General features: G+C 43.9%; 27 protein-coding genes and 1 pseudogene. 15 read left to right on the plus strand and 13 right to left on the minus strand.

Annotation, left to right across the window (positions count from 1 at the left end; translation table 11 throughout):
- Positions 1-105: 105 nt before the first annotated feature.
- The gene (locus QZZ22_RS03580) at positions 106-603 is read left to right on the plus strand and encodes a carboxypeptidase regulatory-like domain-containing protein (protein WP_292462790.1); all 498 of its coding nucleotides are present in this window, start codon (positions 106-108) and stop codon (positions 601-603) included.
- Positions 604-627: 24 nt separating this feature from the next.
- Positions 628-1,074 (plus strand): carboxypeptidase regulatory-like domain-containing protein, encoded by a 447-nt coding sequence (locus QZZ22_RS03585; RefSeq protein ID WP_292462792.1) that lies wholly within the window; start codon positions 628-630, stop codon positions 1,072-1,074.
- Positions 1,075-1,236: 162 nt separating this feature from the next.
- Here QZZ22_RS03585 and QZZ22_RS03590 read toward each other — a convergent pair whose 3' ends face one another.
- From QZZ22_RS03590 to QZZ22_RS03600, 3 genes are all read right to left on the minus strand, one after another.
- Positions 1,237-1,869: a hypothetical protein gene (locus QZZ22_RS03590; protein WP_292462794.1), complete on the minus strand. Its 633-nt coding sequence runs from the start codon at positions 1,867-1,869 to the stop codon at positions 1,237-1,239.
- A 57-nt stretch (positions 1,870-1,926) separates the two neighbouring features.
- Complete coding sequence (locus QZZ22_RS03595) at positions 1,927-2,187, minus strand: hypothetical protein (protein WP_292462795.1); 261 nt, start codon at positions 2,185-2,187, stop codon at positions 1,927-1,929.
- Positions 2,188-2,453: 266 nt separating this feature from the next.
- Positions 2,454-3,749 (minus strand): UDP-glucose/GDP-mannose dehydrogenase family protein, encoded by a 1,296-nt coding sequence (locus QZZ22_RS03600; protein ID WP_292462797.1) that lies wholly within the window; start codon positions 3,747-3,749, stop codon positions 2,454-2,456.
- Between the two features lie 152 nt (positions 3,750-3,901).
- Here QZZ22_RS03600 and QZZ22_RS03605 point away from each other — a divergent pair, with 152 nt between their 5' ends.
- On the plus strand, positions 3,902-7,021 hold the full coding sequence (locus tag QZZ22_RS03605; RefSeq protein WP_292462799.1) for a DEAD/DEAH box helicase: 3,120 nt from the start codon (positions 3,902-3,904) through the stop codon (positions 7,019-7,021).
- 142 nt (positions 7,022-7,163) lie between these two features.
- A complete protein-coding gene (locus QZZ22_RS03610) occupies positions 7,164-7,721 on the plus strand; it encodes a class I SAM-dependent methyltransferase (RefSeq protein WP_292462801.1) in 558 nt (185 codons plus the stop codon).
- A gap of 37 nt (positions 7,722-7,758) precedes the next feature.
- On the opposite strand, the gene QZZ22_RS03615 is transcribed toward QZZ22_RS03610, so the two are convergent.
- The 5 genes from QZZ22_RS03615 to QZZ22_RS03635 form a co-directional block, all read right to left on the minus strand.
- The gene (locus tag QZZ22_RS03615) at positions 7,759-7,974 is read right to left on the minus strand and encodes a type II toxin-antitoxin system HicA family toxin (protein ID WP_292463167.1); all 216 of its coding nucleotides are present in this window, start codon (positions 7,972-7,974) and stop codon (positions 7,759-7,761) included.
- Positions 7,967-8,173 (minus strand): type II toxin-antitoxin system HicB family antitoxin, encoded by a 207-nt coding sequence (locus QZZ22_RS03620; RefSeq protein ID WP_292462804.1) that lies wholly within the window; start codon positions 8,171-8,173, stop codon positions 7,967-7,969. Before QZZ22_RS03620 ends, QZZ22_RS03615 begins: the two co-directional genes overlap by 8 nt.
- A gap of 137 nt (positions 8,174-8,310) precedes the next feature.
- The gene (locus tag QZZ22_RS03625) at positions 8,311-8,706 is read right to left on the minus strand and encodes a DUF2283 domain-containing protein (RefSeq protein WP_292462806.1); all 396 of its coding nucleotides are present in this window, start codon (positions 8,704-8,706) and stop codon (positions 8,311-8,313) included.
- A complete protein-coding gene (locus QZZ22_RS03630) occupies positions 8,699-8,830 on the minus strand; it encodes a hypothetical protein (protein WP_292462807.1) in 132 nt (43 codons plus the stop codon). Before QZZ22_RS03630 ends, QZZ22_RS03625 begins: the two co-directional genes overlap by 8 nt.
- 114 nt (positions 8,831-8,944) lie before the next feature.
- Positions 8,945-9,340: a VOC family protein gene (locus QZZ22_RS03635; protein WP_292462808.1), complete on the minus strand. Its 396-nt coding sequence runs from the start codon at positions 9,338-9,340 to the stop codon at positions 8,945-8,947.
- Between the two features lie 344 nt (positions 9,341-9,684).
- Here QZZ22_RS03635 and QZZ22_RS03640 point away from each other — a divergent pair, with 344 nt between their 5' ends.
- Entirely contained in the window at positions 9,685-10,239 is a 555-nt protein-coding gene (locus QZZ22_RS03640) for a DUF3795 domain-containing protein (RefSeq protein ID WP_292462809.1), read from the plus strand.
- 98 nt (positions 10,240-10,337) lie between these two features.
- Here the strand turns inward: QZZ22_RS03640 and QZZ22_RS03645 are convergent, their stop codons facing one another.
- Complete coding sequence (locus tag QZZ22_RS03645) at positions 10,338-10,796, minus strand: GyrI-like domain-containing protein (protein ID WP_292462811.1); 459 nt, start codon at positions 10,794-10,796, stop codon at positions 10,338-10,340.
- A 1,284-nt stretch (positions 10,797-12,080) separates the two neighbouring features.
- Positions 12,081-13,234: pseudogene (locus tag QZZ22_RS03650) on the minus strand (ISH3 family transposase).
- Between the two features lie 623 nt (positions 13,235-13,857).
- Here QZZ22_RS03650 and QZZ22_RS03655 point away from each other — a divergent pair.
- The 5 genes from QZZ22_RS03655 to QZZ22_RS03675 all read left to right on the plus strand — a co-directional run bounded on the left by QZZ22_RS03655 (position 13,858) and on the right by QZZ22_RS03675 (position 17,452).
- Positions 13,858-14,469, plus strand: a complete 612-nt coding sequence (locus QZZ22_RS03655) for a TetR/AcrR family transcriptional regulator (protein WP_292462814.1) — start codon at positions 13,858-13,860, stop codon at positions 14,467-14,469.
- A gap of 2 nt (positions 14,470-14,471) precedes the next feature.
- Entirely contained in the window at positions 14,472-15,455 is a 984-nt protein-coding gene (locus QZZ22_RS03660; protein WP_292462816.1) for an ATP-binding cassette domain-containing protein, read from the plus strand.
- 4 nt (positions 15,456-15,459) lie between these two features.
- Positions 15,460-16,209 carry an ABC transporter permease gene (locus QZZ22_RS03665; protein ID WP_292462819.1) on the plus strand — a complete coding sequence of 250 codons (750 nt, stop codon included), beginning with the start codon at positions 15,460-15,462 and terminating at the stop codon, positions 16,207-16,209.
- Between the two features lie 373 nt (positions 16,210-16,582).
- Positions 16,583-17,029, plus strand: a complete 447-nt coding sequence (locus tag QZZ22_RS03670; RefSeq protein ID WP_292462821.1) for a nucleotidyltransferase domain-containing protein — start codon at positions 16,583-16,585, stop codon at positions 17,027-17,029.
- Entirely contained in the window at positions 17,030-17,452 is a 423-nt protein-coding gene (locus tag QZZ22_RS03675) for a DUF86 domain-containing protein (RefSeq protein ID WP_292462823.1), read from the plus strand.
- A gap of 553 nt (positions 17,453-18,005) precedes the next feature.
- On the opposite strand, the gene QZZ22_RS03680 is transcribed toward QZZ22_RS03675, so the two are convergent.
- The 3 genes from QZZ22_RS03680 to hisI all read right to left on the minus strand — a co-directional run bounded on the left by QZZ22_RS03680 (position 18,006) and on the right by hisI (position 21,307).
- Positions 18,006-18,914, minus strand: a complete 909-nt coding sequence (locus QZZ22_RS03680; RefSeq protein WP_292462825.1) for a Fic family protein — start codon at positions 18,912-18,914, stop codon at positions 18,006-18,008.
- A 77-nt stretch (positions 18,915-18,991) separates the two neighbouring features.
- Positions 18,992-20,842 (minus strand): PINc/VapC family ATPase, encoded by a 1,851-nt coding sequence (locus tag QZZ22_RS03685; protein ID WP_292462826.1) that lies wholly within the window; start codon positions 20,840-20,842, stop codon positions 18,992-18,994.
- Between the two features lie 102 nt (positions 20,843-20,944).
- Entirely contained in the window at positions 20,945-21,307 is a 363-nt protein-coding gene (gene hisI, locus QZZ22_RS03690) for a phosphoribosyl-AMP cyclohydrolase (RefSeq protein ID WP_292462828.1), read from the minus strand.
- Positions 21,308-21,448: 141 nt separating this feature from the next.
- Here hisI and QZZ22_RS03695 point away from each other — a divergent pair, with 141 nt between their 5' ends.
- The 5 genes from QZZ22_RS03695 (at position 21,449) to acs (ending at position 26,575) form a co-directional block, all read left to right on the plus strand.
- On the plus strand, positions 21,449-22,213 hold the full coding sequence (locus tag QZZ22_RS03695) for an ATPase domain-containing protein (RefSeq protein ID WP_292462830.1): 765 nt from the start codon (positions 21,449-21,451) through the stop codon (positions 22,211-22,213).
- Between the two features lie 134 nt (positions 22,214-22,347).
- Positions 22,348-23,478 (plus strand): hypothetical protein, encoded by a 1,131-nt coding sequence (locus QZZ22_RS03700; protein ID WP_292462832.1) that lies wholly within the window; start codon positions 22,348-22,350, stop codon positions 23,476-23,478.
- Between the two features lie 119 nt (positions 23,479-23,597).
- Complete coding sequence (locus QZZ22_RS03705; protein ID WP_292462834.1) at positions 23,598-23,924, plus strand: iron-sulfur cluster assembly accessory protein; 327 nt, start codon at positions 23,598-23,600, stop codon at positions 23,922-23,924.
- Between the two features lie 64 nt (positions 23,925-23,988).
- Positions 23,989-24,339 (plus strand): nascent polypeptide-associated complex protein, encoded by a 351-nt coding sequence (locus tag QZZ22_RS03710; RefSeq protein ID WP_292462836.1) that lies wholly within the window; start codon positions 23,989-23,991, stop codon positions 24,337-24,339.
- A gap of 346 nt (positions 24,340-24,685) precedes the next feature.
- Positions 24,686-26,575 carry an acetate--CoA ligase gene (acs, locus tag QZZ22_RS03715; protein ID WP_292462838.1) on the plus strand — a complete coding sequence of 630 codons (1,890 nt, stop codon included), beginning with the start codon at positions 24,686-24,688 and terminating at the stop codon, positions 26,573-26,575.
- The last annotated feature ends 25 nt before the right edge of the window (positions 26,576-26,600 follow it).

Consider the following 26,600-nt stretch of genomic DNA (forward strand, 5'->3'; position numbering starts at 1 on the left):
CATGAATGTGACGATTATTTATTATTGTTGGCACTTTATAAAAAATCAGAAGCAAATAGCATAATTTATATACAAGGTCATTTTCTTGTATGTCGGTGGTAATTTTTGAAAAAAACAAAAAAATTGTTTAGTAATGATTCGGCTATTGAGTTGCCCATCAATATCGTTGTGATGCTGGTGGTCGGGATGGTTGCCCTTGCAGCCCTGATTGCGATAATCCCGCCTCCCACCAAGAACATGTCCGTGAATGTCGATGAGGCAGGCCTGGATTCAACTACTCTATCGCCTGGTAACACTATCCTTGTTGATTCCACAGTCATATCAGCCGGTCCTTTCCCAGTAACAGTACAAATATCTGCAAAGGACCCTGATGGTTATCCCGTGAGGGATGCGAATGTAGTGTTGCGCGGTCTTGGCGGTGCTGCAACAGGTGTTACGGATGATGCAGGCATGTGCACACTGCAAGCCGATTCGACACTCAGCGGAGCATCGGTTAGCATGGGAGCCAACCAGAATGAAGGGACCATGGACCTGAAGATCACGGCAAATGGTTTCTACGACTACGAGAAGACGAATGCAGTGATGATCGTCAGGACATCATGATCCTGACACCTTTTTCTAATTCCTATGAACCCAAAGCGCTTTTTTCATGACCGTTCCGCAGCCCTGGGGCTTCCCATACGGATGGTGGTACTGACAATTATCGGCATGATAGGGATGTACGTAATCCTCTACGCTGTCCTCAATACTCCCCTTGCTCCCGGGGCTATCTATGCAACTGTCGACAACACCAGTTTTGCGTTGCCTGGCGGACAGGGGGACTCCCCGGTAATGCAGGTGCGGGTGCTTGACTCAAAGGATGTGCCGGTGGGAGGAGCAAATATCGTGCTCTGGTGCCCTTCAAGACAGAAGGCTATTGGCGGGGTTACCGGCCCCGGAGGTACTTTTGAAGCAACCCTGACAAATATATCACTGCCGACAGGAAAGAACGAGGGTTATATCGCTGTGCGGGTGATGCAGGAAGGATATATGGACTACTCCGATGAATTCTTCGTGAAGGTCAGAAGAGGGTGAACCTTTGGATTGCTCTCACATCTTATTTTTCGGTTTTGTGGAATAGCTGTATTGAACTATTAACAACTAAATTACAAGAATGGAGAGAGGAAGACCTTCTGTAAACTCAGCGTTCTCTGTGGTTAGATATATTCAGATATCCTGATATGTGATATTTTGCATTTACGCTTTTGAGTTGTTAGCAAAATAGAACTTAATCAGAACTGCCACGGCAAGTGCGAGTGCGATGCTGAAAGAGAAATACGGGGAGCGTATGATGTCCCACCTTCCCGCTATGATGAGCCCGCCTGTCAGGGCCAGCACCAGCGCACCGACGATGCCTGACATTTCCAGAGGCACTTTCATAGAGCCTATATGGATACGATTCTTGTTCTCAGTTTTGTCAAGGCGCTGGCTGAGTGATGTTATTTCATTCCTTAACTCTGCCACAAGCTGCCCGTAAGCCGGCTCACCGGGACCATGCACTGCCTGGAGCTTTGAGTTATCTTCATTGAGCAGCTCTATACGCCTGTTGAGTTCAAGGACCAGTTGACGGTTTGCAGCCAGTTCTTCATCAAGCGACTGGGAGCTTTTATATTCCATCAGCCTTTCCGTGACGGCGTCGAGATATTTCCTGATCTCCTCTATCTCTTCTTCAAGTTCGTGATTGTCAGTCTGCTGCAGACCCTCAGGTACCTCTCCTGCAGAAAGGCGCCTTTCGATGGCACGCAATCGCTTCTCAAGGCTCCTGAAACCCTGGTCGAGGGAATGGATCCTGCCGTTGATGTCTTCTTTTATCTGGTTGTCGTTTTTCATGAGTGCCCACCACGTGAGCTGTCAGTTTTTCACTTCATCTATTAAAATCCTTCGATTTTACTCGGATAATTGGAGAGTAATGTTTTCATTAGTGACATTATGGACGTAGAACTTTTGCTTGTCCAGCATGATGTATGTAGACTTTTTGGGAAAGAACAGGTTGAGGCCGTGCCCATGATAGCCTTTTGACAGGAGAAGTCCTATGGAGAATGTATTCTCCCCGGAGATCCCGCAATAGATAATGTCCACAGTGCCACCTAAAAAGCTGCTCTTGATCGTTTTCCTTTCTCCTGTTCCGATGGTGAATCTTTCTGTCATGTAAGAACCTTCTGAGATGTGTGTCCTGTACAGGGGCGAGTCTCGCTTTCATATGTTGGATCCGTGTTTGCTCTGTAGAAATGCTCTTGAATACATCTAAAATCATTCTTAACCACAGAGGGCACGGAGTTCACAGAGATGTATTAAATGCCGTTTCAGTCTCTGTGAACTCTTGTGGTTCAAATGAAGATGCAGGTCTTCTGCAGAGTCTCTTTACTTTTATGCATACGATGTGCCAGGGACTTGTATGCTTCCTGGCTTCATGCTTACCAGCAGATGCCTTCGTAATCAATCTTTGTCTTGAGCTGATCGGGTTTGAGCATGTGCCGCCCGTCGATGACCACCCTGTCGGCCATGCCCCCGAATTCGCTGTCCAGTTTCCCGAACTCTTCCCATTCTGTCATTATCAGGCATCCATCGGCCCCTGACAGGGCCTCGGATGAGGTGGCGCAATAAGTGATATTGATGAAGATCTTCTTCATGTTCCCTGCGGCCATGGGGTCGTAGGCTGCGATATCGGCCCCAAGGCGCAGCAGTTCAGCAATGACGGGGATGGAGCGTGATTCCCTTATGTCGTCGGTGTCGTTCTTGAAGGCCAGCCCCAGGACAGCTATTCTCTTGTTCCTGATATGTCCTGTTTTGCGCTGGAGCAGCTCCACCATCTTGAGGGGCTGGTGGTCGTTGACAGCAACCACGGACTCAAGGAGCTGAGGTTCGTAGCCGATCCCCTTTGCCTTGCCTATGAGCGCCTTGACATCCTTGGGAAAGCATGACCCCCCAAAACCCGCACCGCAATTGAGGAACCTGCGCTCGATCCTGAAGTCCGTACCCACGGCGTCCATGACCTCGTAGGTGTCGATACCCAGCTGCTTGCAGATGTTGCCCACTTCGTTTGCAAAGGAGATCTTGGTGGCCAGGAAGGAGTTGTTGACGTACTTGATCATCTCCGCAGTCCTTGGATTGGTGCGCGTGACCGTACATTCCAGCCCCCGGTACAGCTCCGCCACCACAAAACCTGACCTCTCATCAATGGCGCCCACCACGATCTTGTCCGGATGCATGAAATCATAAACAGCCTTGCCCTCTCTCAGAAACTCCGGGTTCATCGCCACCCCGAAATCCTTCCCCGCCTTCTTCCCCGAGAACTCCTCAACGATGGGCAGCACCACTTTCTCTGTAGTCTCCGGCACCACGGTGCTCTTGACCACGACCACATGATAACCATCCTTCCTCCCGATGGCCGCACCCAGGCTGGCACTGGCCGCCTTCACGATGCCCAGGTCGATGCTCCCGTCCTCCCCCGATGGTGTCCCCACGCAGATAAAAGACACATCCGAGTTCGCCACGGCATACTCATAATCCGATGTCGCAATAAGGCTCTTCTGCGAGTGCTTCAGCAGCAGCTCGTCCAGCCCCTCCTCCCAGATAGGCGCCTTGCCCGCATTGATCAGCTTCACCTTTTCTTCATCGACATCTATACAGATAACCTCATGGCCAAGTTCAGCAAAGCAGGCTGCTGAGACCGAGCCGACATAGCCGGAACCGATTATTGAGACTTTCATGATTGGAATTCTCCTGTGTGAGGATTGTTGGGGAGTGTATATTAGGATTTGGGGTAAAGTGATTATGAATGAACCTTTATTTTTCAAAAGCAATTTCTTAATATATTCTTAATCTAATACTCTGATAAATATTAATTGTGAATGTGAATGCTATGAAATCAGGATTATATGAACATATTGTGAACGAATTCCTTTCTAAAAACTTGTTCGATATTGATGACAAGCATAAACATTTGTCTCGACTAAATGATGCTGATAGCAACGATTACTTAGCACAATATCTATATCGAATTCTTTCTCATGGTTTATCTGAGATTAAAGGCGATAAGAACGGAAAAACAAAGATCGATAAACAGATAGAAATATGCAATGCAATAGTAGATATTTTAAAAAGCTATGGCATAGAAACCCACGGTTTAGATATCTCTGAAACTGCTGAAAAACTCATGGCAGTATTAGATCAAAATCTAGGTTTAGATTTTTCACGCCCTGATACTCCACTTTCTTTAGGTGCTTTACTCACAGGTACAAGGCAGGACCCCTCATTAATTTCTCAACTTAAAAAAGAGATTTTATCATCCGATAGAGTAAACATTCTTTGTTCTTTCATCAAATGGAGTGGTATAAGAATATTACAAGAGGAACTAAAAGAGTTCACTTCAAGAAAAGGGAGTGAATTAAGAGTTATAACAACCAGTTATATGGGTGCAACGGATTCAAAAGCGATTGAATTTCTAGAAAATTTGCCAAATACAAGTTTAAAAGTAAGCTATGATACTAGAAGAACAAGATTGCATGCAAAAGCCTATCTGTTTGAAAGGCAAACTGGTTTTTCTTCGGCATACATCGGTTCTTCTAATATCTCTAATGCAGCACTGACTGATGGATTGGAATGGAATATAAAAATTAGTCAATATGAGCAGCTGTTTCAATGGGTTAAAATAAAGGCTACTTTTGATACTTATTGGAATGATAGGGAATTTGAGACATATAGTAAAGATGACAAGTCTAGATTGATAAAGGCACTACAAGCAGAAAAATACGATAATACTACTGAATTTGTGATGCCAAATTTTGATTTAACACCATATCCATTCCAAAGAGAAATACTTGAATCAATATGGGCAGAACGTCAACTGCATAGGAACAAACACTTAATCGTAGCTGCAACAGGTACGGGAAAAACGATGATTGCAGCTTTTGATTTTAAAAAATTCAGACATGAGTTTTTTGAAGCCCACAAAAGAGAACCATATTTGTTGTTTGTAGCACATAGAGAAGAGATACTGAAACAATCCCTGTACACATTTAGAATGGTTCTAAGAAATCACAATTTTGGGGATATGATGATTGATGGAAATGTTCCAACGAATACAGAACAAATATTTGCATCAATTCAAACATATAACTCTAAAGAAATTCATGACCTTCTAGATTCTGAATATTATGATTATATCGTAGTAGATGAATTTCATCATGCGGCAGCACCAAGCTATAAGCTGCTTTTAGATCATGTAAGACCTAGTTGCTTGCTTGGTTTAACAGCGACTCCTGAACGTGCTGACAATTTAGACATTAAAATGTTTTTCGATAATCACATAACTGCAGAGATTCGTTTACCTGATGCAATAGACAGAAAGCTGTTGTGTCCTTTCCAATATTTTGGTATTGCCGATAGTGTAGATTATTCCAAGTTGAAATGGCAGCGTGGTGGTTATGTTCAGAGTGAACTCAGTGATCTATATCTCGCAGATAATCATCGTGCAGAAATGATTTGTGAGAAAACTGTACAGACTGTTTTGGATATTAGATATGTTAAAGGTCTAGGTTTCTGTGTTTCTAAAGTGCATGCAGAATACATGTCTGGAATATTCAATAAATATGGAATTCCAAGTGAATATCTAACTTCAGATTCTAGCAAAGATGTAAGAAGTTCTGTTCAGAAAAGATTGCTCAACAAAGAGATTAATTTCATTTTTGTTGTAGATTTGTACAATGAAGGAGTTGACATTCCAGAAATAGACACTGTTCTCTTTTTGCGTCCAACTGAAAGTCTAACAATATTCTTGCAACAATTAGGGCGTGGACTTAGATTAAGTGACGATAAAGACTGCTTAACGGTATTGGATTTTGTGGGACAAGCGAACAAAAACTATAGATTTGACTTGAAGTTTAAAGCATTGATTGAAAATATCGGTCAAGATATTGATTTAGAAATCGAGCAAGGATTTCCACATTTGCCCGCCGGTTGCAGCATAGAACTTGAAAGAAAATCTAAGGAATATATATTAGATAACATTAGTCAGGCCCTTAATTTAAGGCGACAAACAATCGTTAATAGAATCTCTAGTTTTGTTGCTGACACAGGAATGGAATTATCTTTTGAAAATTTCATAAGCTACTATAATTTAGACCTTGATGATATTTACAAGAAGATGTGCTGGTCTAGAGCACTCGCAGAAGCTGAAATTATTGGTGGTTTCAATGAACCACATGAAGAACAATTAACAAGTGGTCTAAGAAGAATTCAACATATAGATGACAGTAATTACATTGATTGTGTTCTTAGGAGTCTAACTGGCAAAAGTATAAATGAAGAAGCTCTATCTGGAAAAGAAAGATATTATTTAACAATGTTTGTTCTAACTATTTGGAATAAGGATAAGTTTGCCTCTTTAAAAGATGCTTTCTCTAAATTACTAGATAATCCTGTACTTTATGATGAAATAATCATGCTGCTAAAATACAAAAAAAGCATCATAAAAACAATTTCTTCTGACATAGCATTGCCATATGTTTCATCTCTAAGTTTGCATTCCAGATATACGCAAGCTGAAGCACTTGCTGGAGTTGGTTACTTTGATTTGCAAAATAATCATACTATACAGACTGGAGTATTATACATCAAAGATAAAAAGACAGATGTGTTTTTCATTACGTTAAACAAGAATGAAAAAGACTATTCTCCAACTACAATGTATAATGACTATGCAATTAATGAAAATCTATTTCACTGGCAAAGCCAAGCATCTACTCGGATCGATTCTGAAACAGGGCAAAGATATATCAATCACATAGATAAGAATCAAACAATTATTCTTTTTGTGAGAGTAAACAAAAGTATCAATTCTTTATCTCAACCATACTATTTCTTAGGACCAGTAGATTATGTGAGTCATGAAGGTGAAAAACCTATCAATTTTGTATGGCAACTAAAGTATCCAATGCCAGCTCATTTATTAAGGGAAACTGCAAGACTTGTTGTAGGGTGACTACTTTTATCTAATATATAGTCACCATTTCAGCCCACTCCTTCCCAATAGCTTGCAAATAAGCACAACAAGCTCTATTTATCCTCATACCACCATTTCTTTCACATCAACAATATCCAATCTCAAAAAGGAATCCCTACACATGTCTCCAGAAAACACCCACATCTGCCCCCTAGAACACTCCGGCCGCCTCGACAGCAGTATCCGCAGATGGCTGCAGAACCCGCAGAAGATACTCGCACCCTATGTCAGAGAAGGGATGGACGTGCTGGAAGTGGGGTGCGGGCCGGGATTTTTCACGCTTGACATAGCCCGCATGGTCGGGAAGAGCGGGCGGGTGGTGGCTGTTGATCTGCAGGAAGGCATGCTTCAGATAGTGAGGGATAAGGTCCGGGGGTCTGGAGTGGAAGGGAGGATCGTGCTGCACAGGTGTGAGGCGGAACGGCTGGGCGTGTCCGGGAGCTTTGACCTGGTGTTCCTGTTCTACGTGGTGCATGAGGTGCCGGACAGGGGGGCACTCTTCCGGGAAGTGGTGGCGCTGCTCAAGGACGGAGGGCTGGTCTATGTTGAGGAGCCGCCCTTTGAGGTCTCAGGGAAGGCATTTGAGGAAACGCTGAGGATCGCCGGTGACGCGGGGCTTGAGGTTACGGGGAGGCCGAAGAGGTTTCCGGACAGGGCGGCGGTGCTGAAAAAGCCGTAGGATGAGTATCTATCTGTTTTAGATGGGTGACTTATGGTCATCTTTCATTCAAAAAGTCTTCAAGCGATACATCTGCTTGTTTAAGTATACTATTCAATGTGCCCTTTTTCAGAGGGTCATGTAAAGGTACGGTCACGGTGTCATGTCCGCGTTGAAGGAACACGTGACTACCTTTTTGCCTAACAACCACAAAACCAAGTTTCACCAGGATCTTGATAGCCTTCCGGCCGGAAATTACAGGAATCTCAGGCACTTGCAACATCAACCTTTGCGATCTCGCCAAGTACTCTGGCCTGCTCTTCAGTGACCTCAAGCACCAGTTCGATGGCTTCCTTGATATTTTCAAGGGCTTCTTCTTTAGTATCTCCTTCACTGATCGCTGCGGGGAGTTCGAGGCAACGTGCAGTGTATCCACCCTCTTCTGCTATTTCAAGAACTATTGTGTACTCCATGCTCATTCATCTGTGATTCTTGTATATTAAATTGATTTATCGGGAAGTCCACTTTTACTAAGTGTGTCCATGGGTGACCACATCCTGACCGCACTATTGTGGTCACCTCTCGTAGTTATTCTTTAAATGTTCGTATTCTATGTGATCATGGCAAGCGATCCGCTGCCTGTTGGCAGGTTCATTGAATTCATTGCCGATGCACAGGCCACACGCTCGACCTCTACATTCCGTTTTAGTATTTTCAGGTCCAGCGTTACATTGATGAGATTCTCAGATACCTCCAGTTTCACATCAAGTCCGAGTTTTCGGGAAACTATGGATTGCCGGACATCCTGTCTGGTAATGCCGAATCTCCCCGAGACATAGAGGATCTCCACGCTCATGAGAGAGTTGTCTTCTGCGATATCCAGTATGATCCCATCCACATCTACGGATGTCCTGTACTTCAGGCCACGAGCATAGCTGAAAAGGCTGTCGTTCTGAAGATCATAATCCACTGCATCGCCTTTGCGAACGGTTACTGGTTCACTCATTTGTCCTCACTCTTCTGCTGCGTGTTTCCTTAAAACATGTTATCAGTGATATTTTTACAGGATTGGAGTCAATAATGCCAAAGATAACAATGAGATCATATTCTTCAACGATTGTGTACTCCATGCTCATCCATCAGTGGTTCTGGCATAGATTTATTCATTGGGCAAAATTCCATTGTATTGATTGCAGTTTGAATATTCTCAAGCCGGATATTCTGACAAGGATTCGGAGAACAGCTTACTTTTGTGCCGTTTGTTGTATTTGTATCAGGTTGCCACAGCTATCGTCCAAGACTGCTATGGTCACCTGGGGCATCACTTCTGTCGGCTCCATCGTAAACTTCACACCCCGTTCTTTTAGCTTTTCATACTCTGCACGGACGTCCCCGACACCAAAGGATGCGGCAGAGATACCTTGTTCAAATATTCCTTTCTGGTATGCCTGTGCCACTGGATTGTCGTTGGGCTCAAGCAAAAGCTCGGTCCCGTTCTGATCGTCAGGGGAAACGACGGTAAGCCACCTGTATCCTTCAGCAGCAACATCACTCTTTTTCACGAAGCCCAGCACTTCGGTGTAGAATTTCAGAGCCTTTTCCTGATCACTTACAAACACTGAGGTTAGTATGATTTTCATAGTTATTCATTTGGAGTTAGCTGCTTATAAATATTCGTTTTCTTAGGTGAAATAGAAAAAATATATTATATTCCACAAAAAAATCAAGTTTTCTTCCATTTGAAATCCTGTATACATCACTCGTCAAAGAAAATATTTGGATAATGATATATAATTACCATATGGCAGAAACCAGGGAATTTCTTCCTGTTTCTCTGTTTTCTCTTTTCTATATGTACACTTAGACGGGTGACCACATCCTGAATGCATTATTGTGGTAACCTGCAGCCTTCAAAGTACGTGGCTCAGGGCAGTAGCAGCATGGACTATTTAATCAAAGAGGACAGGTTCTATCACAGGAAAATATGGATATAAGATACCCTGAAATTGGAATATGCGGACTTTCCTGCAGGCTCTGTCCGAATTACCACATGACCACAGAAAGCCGATGCCTGGGCTGTAAAAGCGAAGGCCGGATGGCAGTAGGCTGTCCTTTCATCACCTGTGCAGTAAAGAAGAAAGGGGTTGAGTTCTGCTGGGATTGCGGGGAGAATGAAACCTGCCAGAAGTGGAAAAAGCACCGGGGTGCAGGAAAAAAGAATGATTCCTTCAAGTGCTATCAGAAACTTGAAGTCGATATCGCCTCTATCCAAAAAAATGGTGTGACCGAATTTGAGAAGTCACAAAAGATAAGGGAACAGTTGCTACAGGGAATGTTGCAGCAATTCAACGAGGGGCGTTCGAAAAGTTACTTCTGTATTGCAGCTACGGTTTTAGAGATAGCGGAATTAAAAGAAGCATTGGATAAAGCAACAAAGGGATCTGAAGGATTAGCTCTTAAAGAGCGATCCGGATTACTCCATTCTATGTTAGACGATATCGCCGCCAGAAAACATTACAATCTGAAACTGAGAAAATGATCGGTAAGGCTCTCCAATGCATAAACAGCCTGGTACACTTCATATCACATAGCTGGCAGCAATACAAAATACTCTGCTGCAGCAACAACAGAAAGTCATCATTCAACCGGCATCACTATGCGTGTCAGGAGTTCGCTCTCAGGCACTTCCATGGGAGAATTGTAATAATACTCGTAAGAGATGCCCTTTGCTCTGTACCCATTCTCCTCGATCCATTTTGCTATATCAGTATAGGGTTTTTCCATGCCTGCATAAGGGCCCTTGTATGTCGTGGACACATATTTGCCTGCGGGTATCTCTGACCTGTTGATCTCATCGTTGCCTTCCAGTGGCTCCGCAACCGGGAAACCGATCTCCAGGTCCAGGTCATCCATATCCATATTATAGTAGGCGACAAAAGGTGCTCCTGCTGGCTGCTTGCCAATCTTCTCCATATACTGCATGATCTTTCCGTAGCTCTCCCCGATTATGTTTGGAAGGTCCCGAACCGCTGCCCTGGTCCTGATCGACAGCACAGGTTGTACTTGCTCTTCTTTCATCTCGATTCCATTGTTCATTTTAACTTCTCCAATATTTGAGCGTAAAAATTACTGTGTATTTCTGGTAAATAATTCTTATGTACTGTAGCTTTGATTTGTTGCTTTGCTATTGATTTGAATGGCTTATCTGAGGATATCAAACAAGTTCCTAAACGCCACTTCTAATTTCAGTACTTCACTAATTTTAGTATTTCTCAATTTATTATTCTAGTAAAATATGCAGTTGAGATAATTGATTAATTATTAACTTAGTCGATTGCAAAGTAAAATACAACAACATGTAATACAAATAGCAGAAATGCGATAACCAAATAGGTTTGTTTCCTGTGTGCTACTAAAAACCCTATTAGTGCATGAATTATTGAAAGTGGCCAAACCTCCAAAATAAGATTTGACATGCGATGCCAAGTTAAGTGATTGATAGCTTGTTCGAATCCGAAGTCAAGAATAATGGCTAGAACATCAGTTTGAAAAAAGATAAGTGGATACAACAAAAATCCAAATATGGTAGAAGTTATTTTATGTTCAGTATAATGACCATAAAAGAATAATGGGATTAATGGTCCAATTATTATAAAGTAATAAAAATACGGATCGACAAAGGATATGAAAAAGCTTAGTATCCCTGAATATCTTCCTTTTTCAAAAAGTACCCATGTTAGTGCGAATATGAATGGAATACCAAGAATAAAGATGATTGAATTATTTGGATTCGTAATCGTTTCTCTAATCTTGTCTCGACACTCGACTGTTTTGTATAATTTATTTAGTTTCATAATATCAAGTCTTTTTGATACTAATAAAAAGACAGGAAGAAATTTTGGTTTTGGTATTCATATTCTTACCTCTTTTAATGTACTCCAGAAGCAAGGATACACAAACTTTAAACTTGATCAAAGCTAACATTACCATGCCTCTGGGCAATGCCGGGGTTCAAGCCGACTTTGCAAATTCAGTGTGAACTCCGGCTCACATTCTTACAATGTGATATTAAATGGTAATAGATTATATTATTTAAGTATTATGTCCATTGATTGAACTGTTTGTGCTATAAAAATATATGAAAATAACACCAAACTTAATAATTTTATCTATAATGTTGCTACATAATTGCGAATGTATCATACAACAGAACATTGTGAAAAAATATAGTGGAGATTATAGGGTATTCACCAAATTTCAGTTGGAAGATATGGCCATAGTATATAAATAGAATATATATTACTCCCAACGTAAATAACCTATGAATACAAAGTTAGTGGTTCGCTAATTTCGTCTCCTCGTGTCCTTACCACTATTGGATTACCTTAAACATTGCACTACTACTGAATTTTTAACCTTCTCCTAAGCCATTCTTCAACAAACAGAATAAACCTGGCAAATCTGAACTTGTCTTCATCAATGGTTATTGGACCTGGTTTTACTATTGTGAAATGTTTTTTCTGGAGACAAAGCCATGTATTTCTCAGCAGGAACGATATTAGTGTAAAGAAGTATCTGAAAGTTACATCTTTTGTTGATGTTCTTGGTTTAACGATATTTCTCATCCTATATGATGACTCGATAGCAAACCTTCTTCTGTAGACGTTACTAACCTTTCTTTGAGACCATTTAATCCCATAAACTACAAAAGCAAGGTTTTCACACCCATATTTGCCTCTTTTACCTTTCAGATACTTCACATCAATTACAATATCCAGATGAACTTCTTTCTTTTGAGCATTCTTCATTACATATTCAGTAGACCTTGCCTTTCTCCCGTTAAGCAGTTGTTTGATTGCTTTTCCTCTTCTTACTACTGGTGTAATGTGAGGGATATCTTTGTTCTGCAAGAACTCAAACACATCAACTGAATAGAACTCTCTGTCCAGACAAAGCACCTTGATATTGAAATCCAGTTCATCGATAAGATCTATGAAATAAGTGAGGTAGTCAACCTTTGTTTTATTCCTTTCAACAGGAATAACTGCAAGAGTATACCTATAATTTTTGTTTATTATAGACAGTGATACATATGAATAAAAAGAGTTAGTGGACTTCTTGGCCTGACTACGTATCACGTAGTCTTCATTGGATGAATCAACTTTTCCATAATATGGATCATTTGTAAAATCGATAGCAAACTCATACTTTTTCTCTGGTTTTAGAGTACTGACAGAACTTTGAAGAAGAATGCTTTGATTTGCCTGGATAAGCTCTTCGAGACTTAGTTTCCTGAGATGATATCTTAATGATGTCTCACAGGGAATCTCTTGATAGTGTTTTGACGCAGAATGAACTGAACTTTTATCGACTGCCATACATATGGCAGTGTTAAATAGATTTTTAGAGTTAAGTTTACCGTTTATCTTTATATCGATATTATTTATAAGTGGTTTCAGAACAGCATCAATACATTGTTTTGGTCTTAATTCAAGTTTAGAAGTGGTTCGTGAATTGTATGGTAGAAATGACATATGGCGGCGTTTTAGCCGCATATAAAGCTATTGGATAGCATAATTCGGTAGTCTATTCAAAATTAGCGAAGTACTGAATTTGATGAAAGCCCACAACTTAAAATCCGTGTTCATCTGTGTAAATCGGTGTCTTTGAGCTAAAATGGTTTGCATTTCTGGATTTATTTTTCAGACACGGATTAACACGGGATTTACACGGATTTGACCTGCAGAGGATTTCTAGACCCATATTCCAAGAATCCGTGTTCATCCGCGTAAATCTGTGTCTCAAAGAAGATTGTGAAAAGCATCAGTCTGAATGGAAAAGAAAGCGGACTTTTGAATCCGAAATCGAATTTGATGTTTCAATCTACAGAGCGCAAAGCAGCAAAAATATCCCGTGGTGCTCTTCTAACTTTTCTTTCATCTGCCTCATTTAACAAAAAAGAGCCAATGCACTTCAAATAGGTGACCACAGATATATATCCATTTTGTGGTCACCTCTGTTTCAAAAACCGGCTCTTTGGATCTTCGGGCAGGATATCTCTTTCTTTTGAACTCCATGCCTCAAAATGCTTAAATATGACTATGGTCATTAATGACCACGGTCACATTGACATCGGCCAGCAAATAAATGAGGCAATATGTCCCTCCGTGAAAAAAAGAAACAGGAAACAAGAGACCGGATATTTGAGATATCCGGAAGGCTGTTCAGGGAAAAGGGCTTTGAGAACACCACAGTTGATGAGATCACACAGGAAGCCGGCATAGCCAAAGGTACGTTCTTCAATTACTTCCCCACAAAAGAATCGCTTCTGCTTTACTTCAGGGAACGCAAGGAAGAACTTGTTTTCAATATACTTGGATCACAGATAGCTACAAATGCGCCTGCAAAGGATAAAATAAAGAATTTCCTTGTTCTCCTTGCAGAGAACTATGAAAAGGACAAGGTGCTTTTGAGGATGCTGTTCTTTGAACACAGGCGATTGGTCATGGCCTCAGGGCAGCACCCGGACAGAAAGCAACACGGGCACGGTAATCAGCTACGGTTCATAAGTATACTCCGTGATCTTCTCAAAGAGGGTGTGGAGAACGGAGAGATTAAGGAAAGGGTTGACCTTCAGATCGCATCAGAGACCCTGCATGCCGTCTATTTCCACTCACTTATGATGTGGATGCACTCAGATACGGATGACTCGTTTTCCAGGGATCTCTCTGCAAAGATAGACTTAGTGTTCGAGGGCATCGGAGAATGAAAATGTCTGCAATTACAGTTAAGGATCTTACTAAGAAATTCGGTGATTTTACCGCCGTAAACAACCTTTCCTTTGATATAGAAAAAGGTGAGGTATTCGGCCTTCTTGGACCCAATGGAGCCGGAAAGAGCACTACCATGGCCATGCTGTCAACAATGCTCAAGCCAAGTTCAGGACAGGCATGGGTTAATGGATATGACATACTCAGGAACGAAGACGAAGTACGCAAGTCCATTGGGATAGTTTTCCAGGACCCGAGCCTGGATGAAGAGCTCACAGCCTATGAGAATATGGATTTTCATGCCCGTCTTTATCGTATCCCCAAAAATGAACGGCAAAAAAAGATAACCGAGCTACTTAAGCTGGTGGAGCTGGACGAGAAAAAGGACAATCTTGTCAAAACATACTCCGGAGGCATGAGGCGCCGCCTGGAAATCGCAAGAGGCTTGCTGCACGAACCAAAAGTGCTGTTCCTGGATGAGCCAACCCTCGGACTTGATCCCCAGACAAGGAATCACCTATGGGATTATATTCACAGGCTGAACCAGGAAAAAGGTATCACGATCATTCTCACCACTCACTATATGGAAGAGGCAGACAAACTCTGTCACAGGATAGCCATTATCGACAAAGGCCAGATCATAGCCCTTGACACCTCTGAGAAATTGAAAAACGATATTGGTGGCGATATTATTACTATAGTGTCTTCTGAAAAGGATAACCTGTATTCGGTTGTCGAATCCCTGCCGGGAATCAACAACATTGAAGTTCACGATTCGTCCATCACCATTGGTTTACATAACGCGGAAAAGCATGTTGCACAGATAGTCAATATGGCATCAGAAAGTGGTGTTCCCATTGACTCGATATCCATCCATAAACCAACTCTTGAAGATGTCTTCCTGCACTTCACAGGCCGGACCATCAGGGAAGAGGAAGCCACCGGGAAAGAGCAGATGCGCATGATGCAGAGGAGCAGGAAGTGATAGAATGGACATAGTTTATACTCTCTGGTTAAGGAGTGTAAAGCGTTACACTCGTTCAAAAAGCAGGATGGTAGGTAGTCTGGGTATGCCCGTGTTCCTTCTGCTCGTACTCGGATTTGGCCTGAATTCCGTAGTTGCGATCCCGGGTATGGAACAAGGATATATTGGCTTCATAATTCCCGGAATAATTTCCATGAGCGTTCTTTTCACTTCCGTGTTTGCCGGTATACAAATAATATGGGACAAGCAGTTCGGTTTCCTGAAAGAGACGCTGGTAGCTCCGGTCTCAAGGCTTGAGATAATGCTTGGGCAGACCTTCGGGGGAGCCACCACAGCCCTCATACAGGGACTCATGATATTTGTCCTCTCATTATTGATAGGTCTTGAGATAAGCAGTATTCCGGGATTCCTGATAGCCATAGTTTTTATGATGCTCATCGGGATCTCATTCACGGCATTTGGGATTGCCATAGCTTCAAGAATGGAGGATATGCACGGTTTCCAGCTCATAATGAACTTTGTCATCTTCCCGATATTCGGTTTATCGGGTGCACTGTTCCCTATTGAGAGCCTGCCCGGATGGGTCAGATACCTGACACTGCTAGACCCTCTTACATACGGTGTCGAAGGCATCAGGTATGGTCTTCTTGGTAGCTCTCATATAGATCCGGCCATCTGTTTTGTAATCCTTTCCGGATTTACCATCCTGATGGTCGGATTTGGTTCCTATCTGTTCAGGAAAATAAGCATTTAAGAGTCGTATATTTGAGATAGGTGACTACAAAAAGATATATTTGTGGTCGCCTTTTTATAAAAAATCTTCAAGCGATATATCAGTTTGCTTGAGGATACTATTCAGTGTACCTTTTTTGAGTGAATCATGCAAAGGTACGGTCACACGGTGTAGCTTCCGCATTGAAGGGACACGTGTCTCCCCCCCGGTCTCACGACCACGAAACCAGGCTTCACAAGATTGATATCTTTTCGGCCGGAATAAAGTAAAGAGAGGTTAATCTCTGGGATATTCTGCCGTTCCTTGTCTCCTTTACATCCGAAGCGGTTACTTAACCTTTATCACGCATAAAGCCCTACAAAATATTTAGAAGAATGTCGACTGAGTTACCCTTATGAACGCACAAACCTCCTTCCCGGAAAAAGAACGCCTGATTTCTCTCCTCAAAGAGTTCTTCCGTGCACAGGATCAAGTGGAGCTGGTATATCTTTTCGGGTCGGTGGCAGAAGGAAAGGCCGGCGCCTTTAGCGATATAGACCTAGGTGTCTATCTTGCTGACATACTGACAAAGGCAGAAAGGGGCTACAAGCGCATCGAACTGATATCCGGTCTCACGTCCCTGCTTGGAAGTGACAGGGTCGACCTGCTTGTGCTCAACGACACACCACCGGTACTGAGTTTTGAGATAATAAAACCCAACGTCCTGATATTTGAACGGGACAGCCGCCTGAAAGTGGATGTGGAGCAGCGCATCATGTCAGTGTATCTGGACTGGAAGTACTATGAGGACCGCATGAACCGGAATCTGCTCAAGAGGATAACGGAAAGGGGGCTGGCCTGAATGCGCGATGAGGATAAGATTCTCCGAAAACTGGGATTCATGAAAAGATGTGTCATCTACCTCAATTCCGTAGATGCGGACAGCACAGGACTTGAGGATAACTACGAACTGCGCAGTGCTGTCGAACGTAATTTCCAGCTTGCCATCGAAAGTGCAATAGACATTGGCGAGATAATCATCTCCAGGGAAGGCTTTGAAAGACCCGAAGTATACAGGAGCGTGTTCCTCATACTAGGTAAGCACGGAATCCTGCCGGAAGAGTTTGCAGAATGTTTCGCTCAGGCAGCAGGTTTCAGGAATATCCTTGTCCACATGTATGAGGAAGTAGATATCGATATCCTGCATATGTTCCTGGCCGAAAGGTTGGAGGACTTCGATGAATTTGCCCGGCATATAGCACGATATCTTAACGGGGAATCTTGAATCCGGCTTTTCTCTGAACCAGCACCTTTGTGCCCTTGCTCTTTGGATCCATTAGTTCGAGGTTTAATCTTCACAACAATATCGTAAAGCAAGCCTCATTCAAGATAATCCTTCTTTTATGAAATATGGGTGTCAAGAGAGCTGATATTATATTCGTTTATTGTTGATGTTATCAAATTAGCTCCTGAAACCCTCCTGTTCTAATTTGACGGCGTTCCTTAGTATTTCACTATTTGCGTTCATCCCTGAAATATAAAGACATGGATTAACGCAGATCTACATGGATTTCATCTTTACTGGGTTCTAAGATCTAATGTCCTTGCAAATCTGTGTTAATCCTGTAAATCCGTGTCTAATAATCGTTCGAAAAATAGATAGTCGTAATAAAAAATGAATAGACTTTTAAATCAAACTTCTAATTGGATAACCTCATTGTTGACCCCAAATTATTGACTTTGGCTGACCAGGGAGCCGGAACATGGCATATAGTTAGCGTTTCTGCAGGTGACCACAATTTAGTCTAAATTATGTGGTCACCTTTCTTAATGTCCCCTTACCCCAGTCCTTTCCTGTACTGCTCCACCAGAAACTCAAGCGTATCCTCCAGCTTATCCTCGCCGGAATACTTTTGCAGGCAGTGATAGTACCTGCCTCTGTCCTCGAAAAGTATATTGATGGGCGGATAGCCATGCCGGAGCAGGACATAGTTCAGCAGCAGTCTTCCGACCCTGCCGTTGCCATCCTCGAAGGGATGGATGAACTCGAACTGGTTATGGATGAGTGCGGCCAGCACGAGTGGTTTCAGTTCATCGGCATTGTCCCTGTACCAGTTAGACAATTCCTCAAGCTCGCTCCTGATATCCTCTTTCGGGATTCCGCGGTGCACCACCTCGCCATAGGAATTCCGTATCACCACTTCCACATCCCTTAAGTTGCCGGCAAACTTTTTGGAGCCCTCAAAGCACAGCCTGTGCAACTTTGTGATTAGCTCAAGAGAGAGCTCTTCATCTGTGTTATGTATGAACTCCACGGCCCTTGCAACATTTAGTGCCTCCAGTTCATCAGAATTAGTAGCGTTCCGTTTCTCCTCTGGGTTGCGGAGAAGGTCATGGACCTCATCAGGGGTCACCTGCGAACCCTCGATGGCGTTAGTGTTGAAGACGAACTTCTCTGTAAAGACTTTCCAGCCCTCCACATCAAGATGGACTATCTTTATCTCCCTGTCGTATTCGTTAAGCTTTTCGATTTCTTTTTTGGTAAGGGAGAACTTCAGCAGGTCGGTCCTGGCTTCTATCTGCTGCTCTATTTCCTTTTCCGCTTCTTCCCTGCGCTCCCCAATCTCTTCATCTGTCAGGTTCAGGCCCAGATAATTCCGTATCTTCCTTGTCTTTTTCCCGACGCGGTAGGAATGGGACAGGTAATACTTCGTGTTGTTTCCCTGTTTTCTTTTTTCAATATGCATAATAAATGGGTGACCACATTGTATATAGCACTTTTGTGGTCACCTCCAGTCCGATCATTATCTCAGCCAAGTCTTTTTTACGCCACTTTCACCCACACGGCTTCTCCGGTTTCCACGGCTTCCATAACGTTGCCGGCAACATCTGAATCTGTGCGGACCTTGATGTCACCATGTCTGCCTACGGTAGCTGAGAACAGGAAAGTTTCACCGGCGTAGACCTCTACGTCCTGGGTGGCAAGCTCGGGGACATTCAGGATCACATGCCTGCTGCTACGCTCTATAATGGGGCGGTGGGGCCTTGTGTCCTTTGCACCTTTCTTCTTTTCCTCTTTCTCCGACTCGAACTTGCGTACGTCTATATGGATGCCGAGCATCTTTTCGATATCATCGATGGTGCTTCCCCCCTTACCTATAATACGGGGCATATCCTTCTCCCGGACTTTCACAAGTGCGCGGCTATCCGATACCATCTCCACGCTTACAGGACCGCTGGCATATTCCTGCAGCACTGACTGAACCTCACCCTCAGCCAGTGCCCAGGCTGGTTTCCTGGCCTCCTCATTTCCCAGAGGCATCACCACGACCTGTTCTCCATAGGTGTATATCTCAAACTCGTTCCTGCCTGTCTCGAAATCGGATATCAGAATCACAGGCCTTGCAAGATCCTCCTCCATCATTCCGGCGGGCACCTTTACAGTGAACTGCAGGGTCTGGACATTGGCAACTTCACCCTTGTCTATGAATATGACCGTGTCCACAACCTGGGGAATCACACCGAGCTCAACCCTTCCGATAAGCCTCTGGATAGCGTCCACTGCGCGGTTTGCATGCACAACGCCGATCATGCCCACGCCTGCCAGCCTCATATCCGCAAAGATCTCAAAATCCCTTGTCTTGCGTACTTCATCATATATAGTGTAGTCCGGGCGCACCAGCAGCAACACATCCGCGGTGTTCTCCATACTGCCATCAAGGGGCCCATACTGGGTAATTTCCGGCGGCACCTGCAGGTCGCGGGGAGACTCCATGGTCTTTACCACGAACCCCTTATCGTTGAGGAAAGTTGCTATTCCTGCGGCGAAGGTGGACTTCCCTGCTCCCGGAGGTCCGGCTATAAGTATGCCCCTCTGAGCGCGTATCCTTTCCTTGAGCATCTCGCTCATACGATACTGGTCAAGAGACACCGACGCCACAGGACGCACGATCGTTATCTCCACATCGTCCGAGAAGGGCGGGTTGGCTATGGCAATCCTCATCTTGCCTATCTGCAGCACCGATGCTCCGGTAAAGGAAAGCTCAAAGAAAGAGTTCTGGTCGGAGCGGGCCCGGTCCATCAGTTCCCTGGATATTTCCTTCAGTTCATAGAATGTACAGGGCTCATCCCTTATCTGTACGTACCTGACTTCTTTGATGGACCCCTTCTTAGCCATAGGAGGAACCTTGTTCTTCAGGTGCACCGACATTGTATCGGGTGTGAAAAACTTGTCAACTATAAGGGGTCCCCGCTCTTTGTACTCCGGTTTCACGAAATCAACATCTATCCCCTTTGCTCTTGCAATCATGGACTGGATGCGGTCTCCCGTGATGAACTTACCTTTCGCCTCCCTTGCAGTTTCACGTATAAGGGCATCTATCTCCCCGCCTCTCGCGAGTTTCACCTGATCCAGATTTGGCCTCTTACCACAGAAATAAAGCCTGATGGCGCCTTCCTTGGCCATATCCTGCAGTTTCTGTAGCTCTTCAAGCCCTCTGAATCCTATTTCCAGTCCCCGGTTAGCCTGAGCTTCCAGCTCTGCAACTACACCTTCAGGTATACAGATGTCATAATCCCTATAATCTTCCCTTTCCACACCAGTAGAGATAATGCCGTCAATGACAGAACTTGTATCCGGTATTATCCTTTGCGCATTCTTTTTGCCTTCTTTCATATTGAAGGTTTATGAATTGGATTATATAATTCAGTTGCGACCCACAAAATATCCGGGGAGTCGCTCTTTCCGGAGAGTTCCTCCCACATCAGTTAATAATTATCAGTAAACATCATCCGGCTCAAAGACCTTCTCACCGGTTACTTTTCCTTCCATGTTGCGATAGAAGCATGACCGGTATCCTGTATGGCACGCACCGCCTTCCTGTTCCACCAGGATAAGCACTGCATCCATATCGCAGTCGATGAACATCTCTTTAACCTTCTGCATATGGCCTGAGCTCTCTCCCTTTTTCCAGAGTTTCCCCCGGCTTCGGCTCCAGTAATGTACAATGCCTGTTTCCATTGTCTTCTGAAGTGCTTCCTTGTTCATGAAAGCGCACATAAGTACCTCTTTTGTAGCATGGTCCTGTGCAATTGCCTGAATGAGCCCATTCTCGTATTTCAGATCGTCTATGTTGATCATAATAGTCACTTACACCTTACTCAGTAATGTTATAGATAGCAATCACTAATTGATATATACTATAAAAGCCTATTATTATTAAATCTAAATATAATTTATATAGAGTTTTTATAGTTGTGCATATGAGAGAAGGGTGAAGAAATGGATTTCAGTTTTGAAGGTACCGGTGGCTGTCGTGTCGCTACAGGTATAGGAGGCCTGGATATACAACTGGGGGGAGGTGTGCCCGCCGGGACCACTATTCTTGTACTCGCAGAGCCGGGGGCTAATGGTGATCTGTTTGCCAGACAGTTTGTTCAGGGAGGCCTCTTTAACAACGAAGATGTCTATTATTTTTCGTCAGAACATCCCGTTCAGGAGATAATATCCGACATGCAGGATATGAAACTGGATATCCGCAAATATATCGACAATGGCTCGCTTGAATTCATTGACGCTTACAGCCCCAGGTTCTACAATGTACTTCCCAAAGAATTCACAAGCACCATCTCTGCGAAGGATTTCCTTAAAAAGGGAACTGATTCCATGAATATGTTAAAGGGTACTGTAGTGCAGAAACGGGTAAACAGGTATCGTGGAGTGATTGATTCCATATCTTATTTCCTGCGCTCATATCCCCTGAACAATGTAGTTGAAGCTATTGAGATAATGTCTTCCGTAGGCAAGGCAACAGGAGCCATCCAGCTGATACTGATGACCAGCGGGATGCACGATACGATTACAGAGAACAATCTTAAGCATATCTGTGATGGTGTGATCGAACTAAGGTTAAGGGAACATGGCAGTGAGATAGAGCGTACGATTATGATACGGAAAATGCGTGGCATGCTGGTCCCAAACAGAACTATCCCATTTTCGGTTACTGCAAAAGGAATTGAACTTGAAACTACTACCCGTGTGCTCTGATACACCAAAATCCCGTGTTATTCTGTTTTTTCACGTTGGATTGCTTATTAATTGATTATTAATGAGTATTAATTGCTTATCTTTTTATTTAATGAGCCCTATTTTAGTTTTCAAAACAACGGATGCTGATTTTTATGAAACAGGACCTAGTGCGTATATTAAAAGATATATTTACTTCGGCAGGCTATTCTGTCGTTGATTCTTACCAGCATGATCTGATTGCCGAGAAGAACGGCAAAAAGACATTCATCAAACTTGCCGTTCACGCTGATATCGCTGAAACGAACAGTTTCATCAGCATGATAGCCGATGGTGAAGGGCTGTATGTTGTGACAGGGAAGGCTGACAGGGATTTCTTACAGCATGCCCAGGATTCGGGCCTCAGGGTGTGGGGTCGGGATGATGTGGCGCTGCAGATAGGCAGGGCAGTACTTGCTGATATCGAAGGCAGTAACGGTGAGCTTGACCTGTTGGGCGACCCTGTGAAAAAGACTGTGTCCAAGGCTGATGAAGTTGCAAAAATGGCTATAAATGCGATATTTGGCGGTGGGGGGTCCGTGAGAGAGGAGCCTGTTGTACAGGGAAGCCCTCTTCTAGCCCGCATGTCTCAGCGTACTGAAATGATTCAGGAAAGAGCTCAGGTAGCACCTCCTGTGGTAATAGAGGAAAGGCAGGCTCCTGCCCCTGCCATGGATCCTGATAGTATTCTTCTCAACCTGAGGGCGGTCCCTCTGAATGTCACAAAGGATCATGCTATCACTATTGCAAAACCCCATATCCATTCATATCAGAATGCTATCCTGAAACTGGTACCTTTCTGGCAATACGATTATAACCTTAAGAGCGAACAAAAGTACAGGTCAAAGATCGTGGATATCACGGGGGAAGGGTCAGGTTGTCTGAATGCCCTTAACGGTCAGAGTGAAAACTTTGTGCTGCACGACGTGCGCGAGAGCATAGCTATCCCTGATATGCCTTATGAATTAAGGCAGTCCGCCAGTACAAAAGAAGAAGCCAGGAAGAACATGATTTCCAGGATAATTGATGAGCATACGAAGGATTTGCGGTTTGATAATACCCAGGGTGATGCTATCATCTCTGAGCACAAACGCTTCAAGCCCTTGCTCTCCGATATCCAGTTGAATATCAATATGGTTTATATACCAATATGGGAAGTAAAGGGACCGCGTAGCTCCATTGAGGTGAATGCTTATACCGGAGAAGTGTTGAATAACCCTGTAGATGATGATGCAGAATTTGTTTAAGGTGCAATGAATTTCAGTAATATTGTTCGCACTGGCACGAATATTTTATATAGCAATAACTCATATAAAGGATTACCCAGTAAAGCACCTTGTACTAAGTAAAACAAAGAGGATTTAATATGGTAGAAGTAAGCGAAAAGGCAGCATCAGAATTGAAATCCCTGCTTCAGGAGCAGGATAAGCAGGATTACTCACTGAGGGTATTCGTAGCAGGCACAAGCTGTTGCGGTGTCCAGTATGGTATGTCTCTGGACAATGATATCAGCGAAGACGAAGATATCGTCGAAGAGAAGAACGGGCTGAAGATCGTCATCAACAAGAATGATGTAGAAGGCCTTACCGCAGCAACCATTGACTACGTTGAAGGTCCGCAAGGAAACGGTTTTATCATTGATAATGCCTCATCCGCAGGTTCATGTGGTCCATGTGGCGGCGGATGCCACTAATTGTAACGGGTCACATAAGAATATTTAAATAGATACAGATCGGGTATTTCTACAAGGTGATTATATGCTTCCGGGAATTGGCGGTAGGGGTATGAACCCCGCAAAAGTCAAACAAATGATGAAACAGATGGGTATAAACGTTAACGAGATCGACGATGTACAACAAGTGATAATCAGGACTCCTGATAAGGATATCGTGTTCAATGATGCAAACGTTTCTGTAATGACCGCCCAGGGTGTCGACACTTATCAGATAGTCGGCACTCCGGAAGAGATCGCCCGGGAAATTGAAATACCCGAAGATGATGTGAGGCTGGTCGCAGAGCAGACCGGAGTTCCTGCAGAGAAAGCACGGCAGGCATTAAAAGATGCCAACGGCGACCTTGCAGAAGCTATACTGGCTCTCTCTTCCTGAATTTATTTTTTTTGATATTTGTGCAATTTTAGTTATAATTGTTCTTTTGTATTAACATTTGAAGTGCTCTAACTTTGTTTTTAAAGCTGTTAATTTTCTTAGACCACAATACTCTTATATTAATATCATGATTATACATGATATAGTCAAGTGTACAATCTTCTTCACTGTTGGGTCTCGCGTTCAATCAGTCTGACTTGTCCTGTTGCTACTTTGCATTTCCATCCGGGCCACCGGCAACTGTGTGCAAACATGGCACAAGATATAGCATTGGACTTGCCCCTCTTGTCAAAAAACAAGATCCTTCCATGGAGATCATTGTCAATAGGATTGCTTCGAGGTGAACATGTCTGAGAATTTTGATGTCAAACTTAACGGCAAGAGTTACCTGCCTGATCCCTCTGTTAAAGAGAATTCCTGGCTACAGGATTATGATACTGCCTACGCTGGATTTCTCAAGGATCCTGAAAAGCACTGGGAAAGTATTGCAGAGGAGCTGGACTGGTTCAAAAAGTGGGACCATGTCAGGGAATGGGAACATCCGTATGCAAAATGGTTCACTAATGCAAAACTGAATATAACTTATAATTGCCTGGACCGCCACATCTTCAATGGTAAAAGGAACAAGGTCGCAATAATATGGGTTGGCGATGATGGCAAAGAACAGGTGATCACATATCGGCAGCTTTACCGCGAGGTCATGAGGTTTGCCAACGGGCTGAAGTCACTGGGCGTGGTCAAAGGAGACAGGGTGTGCATCTACATGCCCCTGGTACCCGAGCAGATAATTGCCATGTTGGCATGTGCCCGTATAGGTGCGGTTCATAGTGTTGTCTTTGGTGGTTTCGGATCAAATGCACTGCACTCAAGGATCAAGGACGCGCAGGCAAAGATAGTCATAACTGCAGATGCAGCTATAAGACGTGGCAAACGCATTGACCTTAAATCCCTTGTTGACAAAGCTGTTGTCAATGCCTCCTGTGTGGAAAAGATAATTGTCCTCAGGAGAATGTCACCACCGATGGAGCTCTTTTCGGAGATAGAGGTCGACTTTAATGACATCCTGGAGAAAGAGGATAAGGAATGCGAACCGGAAGTGATGGATTCCGAGGACCCGCTCTTTATACTTTACACCAGCGGCACCACCGGGCCCGCAAAAGGTATTGTCCATACATGTGGTGGCTATATGGTGGGCACCTATTATACCACCAAGTGTGTGCTAGACCTCAAAGACAGTGACGTGATGTGGTGCACTGCCGACCCTGGCTGGATTACCGGCCACAGCTACATAGTCTATGGCCCTCTCTCAATGGGTGCCACAATATTGATAACAGAGGCAACCCCTGATTATCCTGACCCCGGCATCTGGTGGAGCATTATTGAAGAGTTTGATGTGACCGTATTCTATACAGCGCCGACCGTTATTCGTATGTTCATGAGACAGGGTGAGCAGTGGCCGCAACAATATAACCTGAATTCTCTCCGGATACTGGGTTCTGTAGGTGAACCTCTCAACCCGGAGGCTTTTGAGTGGTACTACAGCGTCGTCGGTAAGAATAAATGCCCCGTCCTGGATACCTGGTGGCAGACAGAAACGGGCATGCACATGATCACCACGACTGTAGGTGAACCCATGAAGCCGGGATTTGCAGGCCGTGCTGTTCCTGGCATTGTTGTGGATGTTGTCGATGAGAACGGCCAGCCCGTACCTCCAGGTACAGGCGGTCTCCTGGTCATTAAGGAACCCTGGCCCTCAATGATGAGGACTGTATACGGCAATGATGAAAGGTACAGGCAGTACTGGAGCACTATTGGCAATTATTATACCGCCGGTGACCTTGCTGTGAAGGACGAGGAAGGCTATATAATGATACTGGGTCGTTCTGACGATGTGCTTATAGTCGCTGGTCATAACATAGGCAGTGCGGAAGTGGAAAGCGCACTTGTCTCTCACGAAGCCGTTGCTGAAGCGGCGGTCATAGGCAAGCCCGATCCCCTCAAAGGAGATTCCATCAAAGCCTTCGTCATACTTTGCATAGGTTACAAGCCCAGTGATAAACTCAAGCTGGATCTTGTATATCATGTAAGGATGGATCTGGGTCCTATCGCCATACCATCAGAGATAGAATTCGTGGAATCCCTTCCAAAGACCCGCAGTGGCAAGATTATGAGGCGGGTACTCAAAGCCAGGGAGCTTGGCATGGATCCGGGAGACCTCTCCTCTCTGGACGACTGAACTTCTTTTTGCATTTTTGGGGCGC

It is taken from the genome of Methanolobus sp. (genome assembly GCF_016278365.1).
Taxonomy (GTDB): Archaea; Halobacteriota; Methanosarcinia; order Methanosarcinales; family Methanosarcinaceae; genus Methanolobus.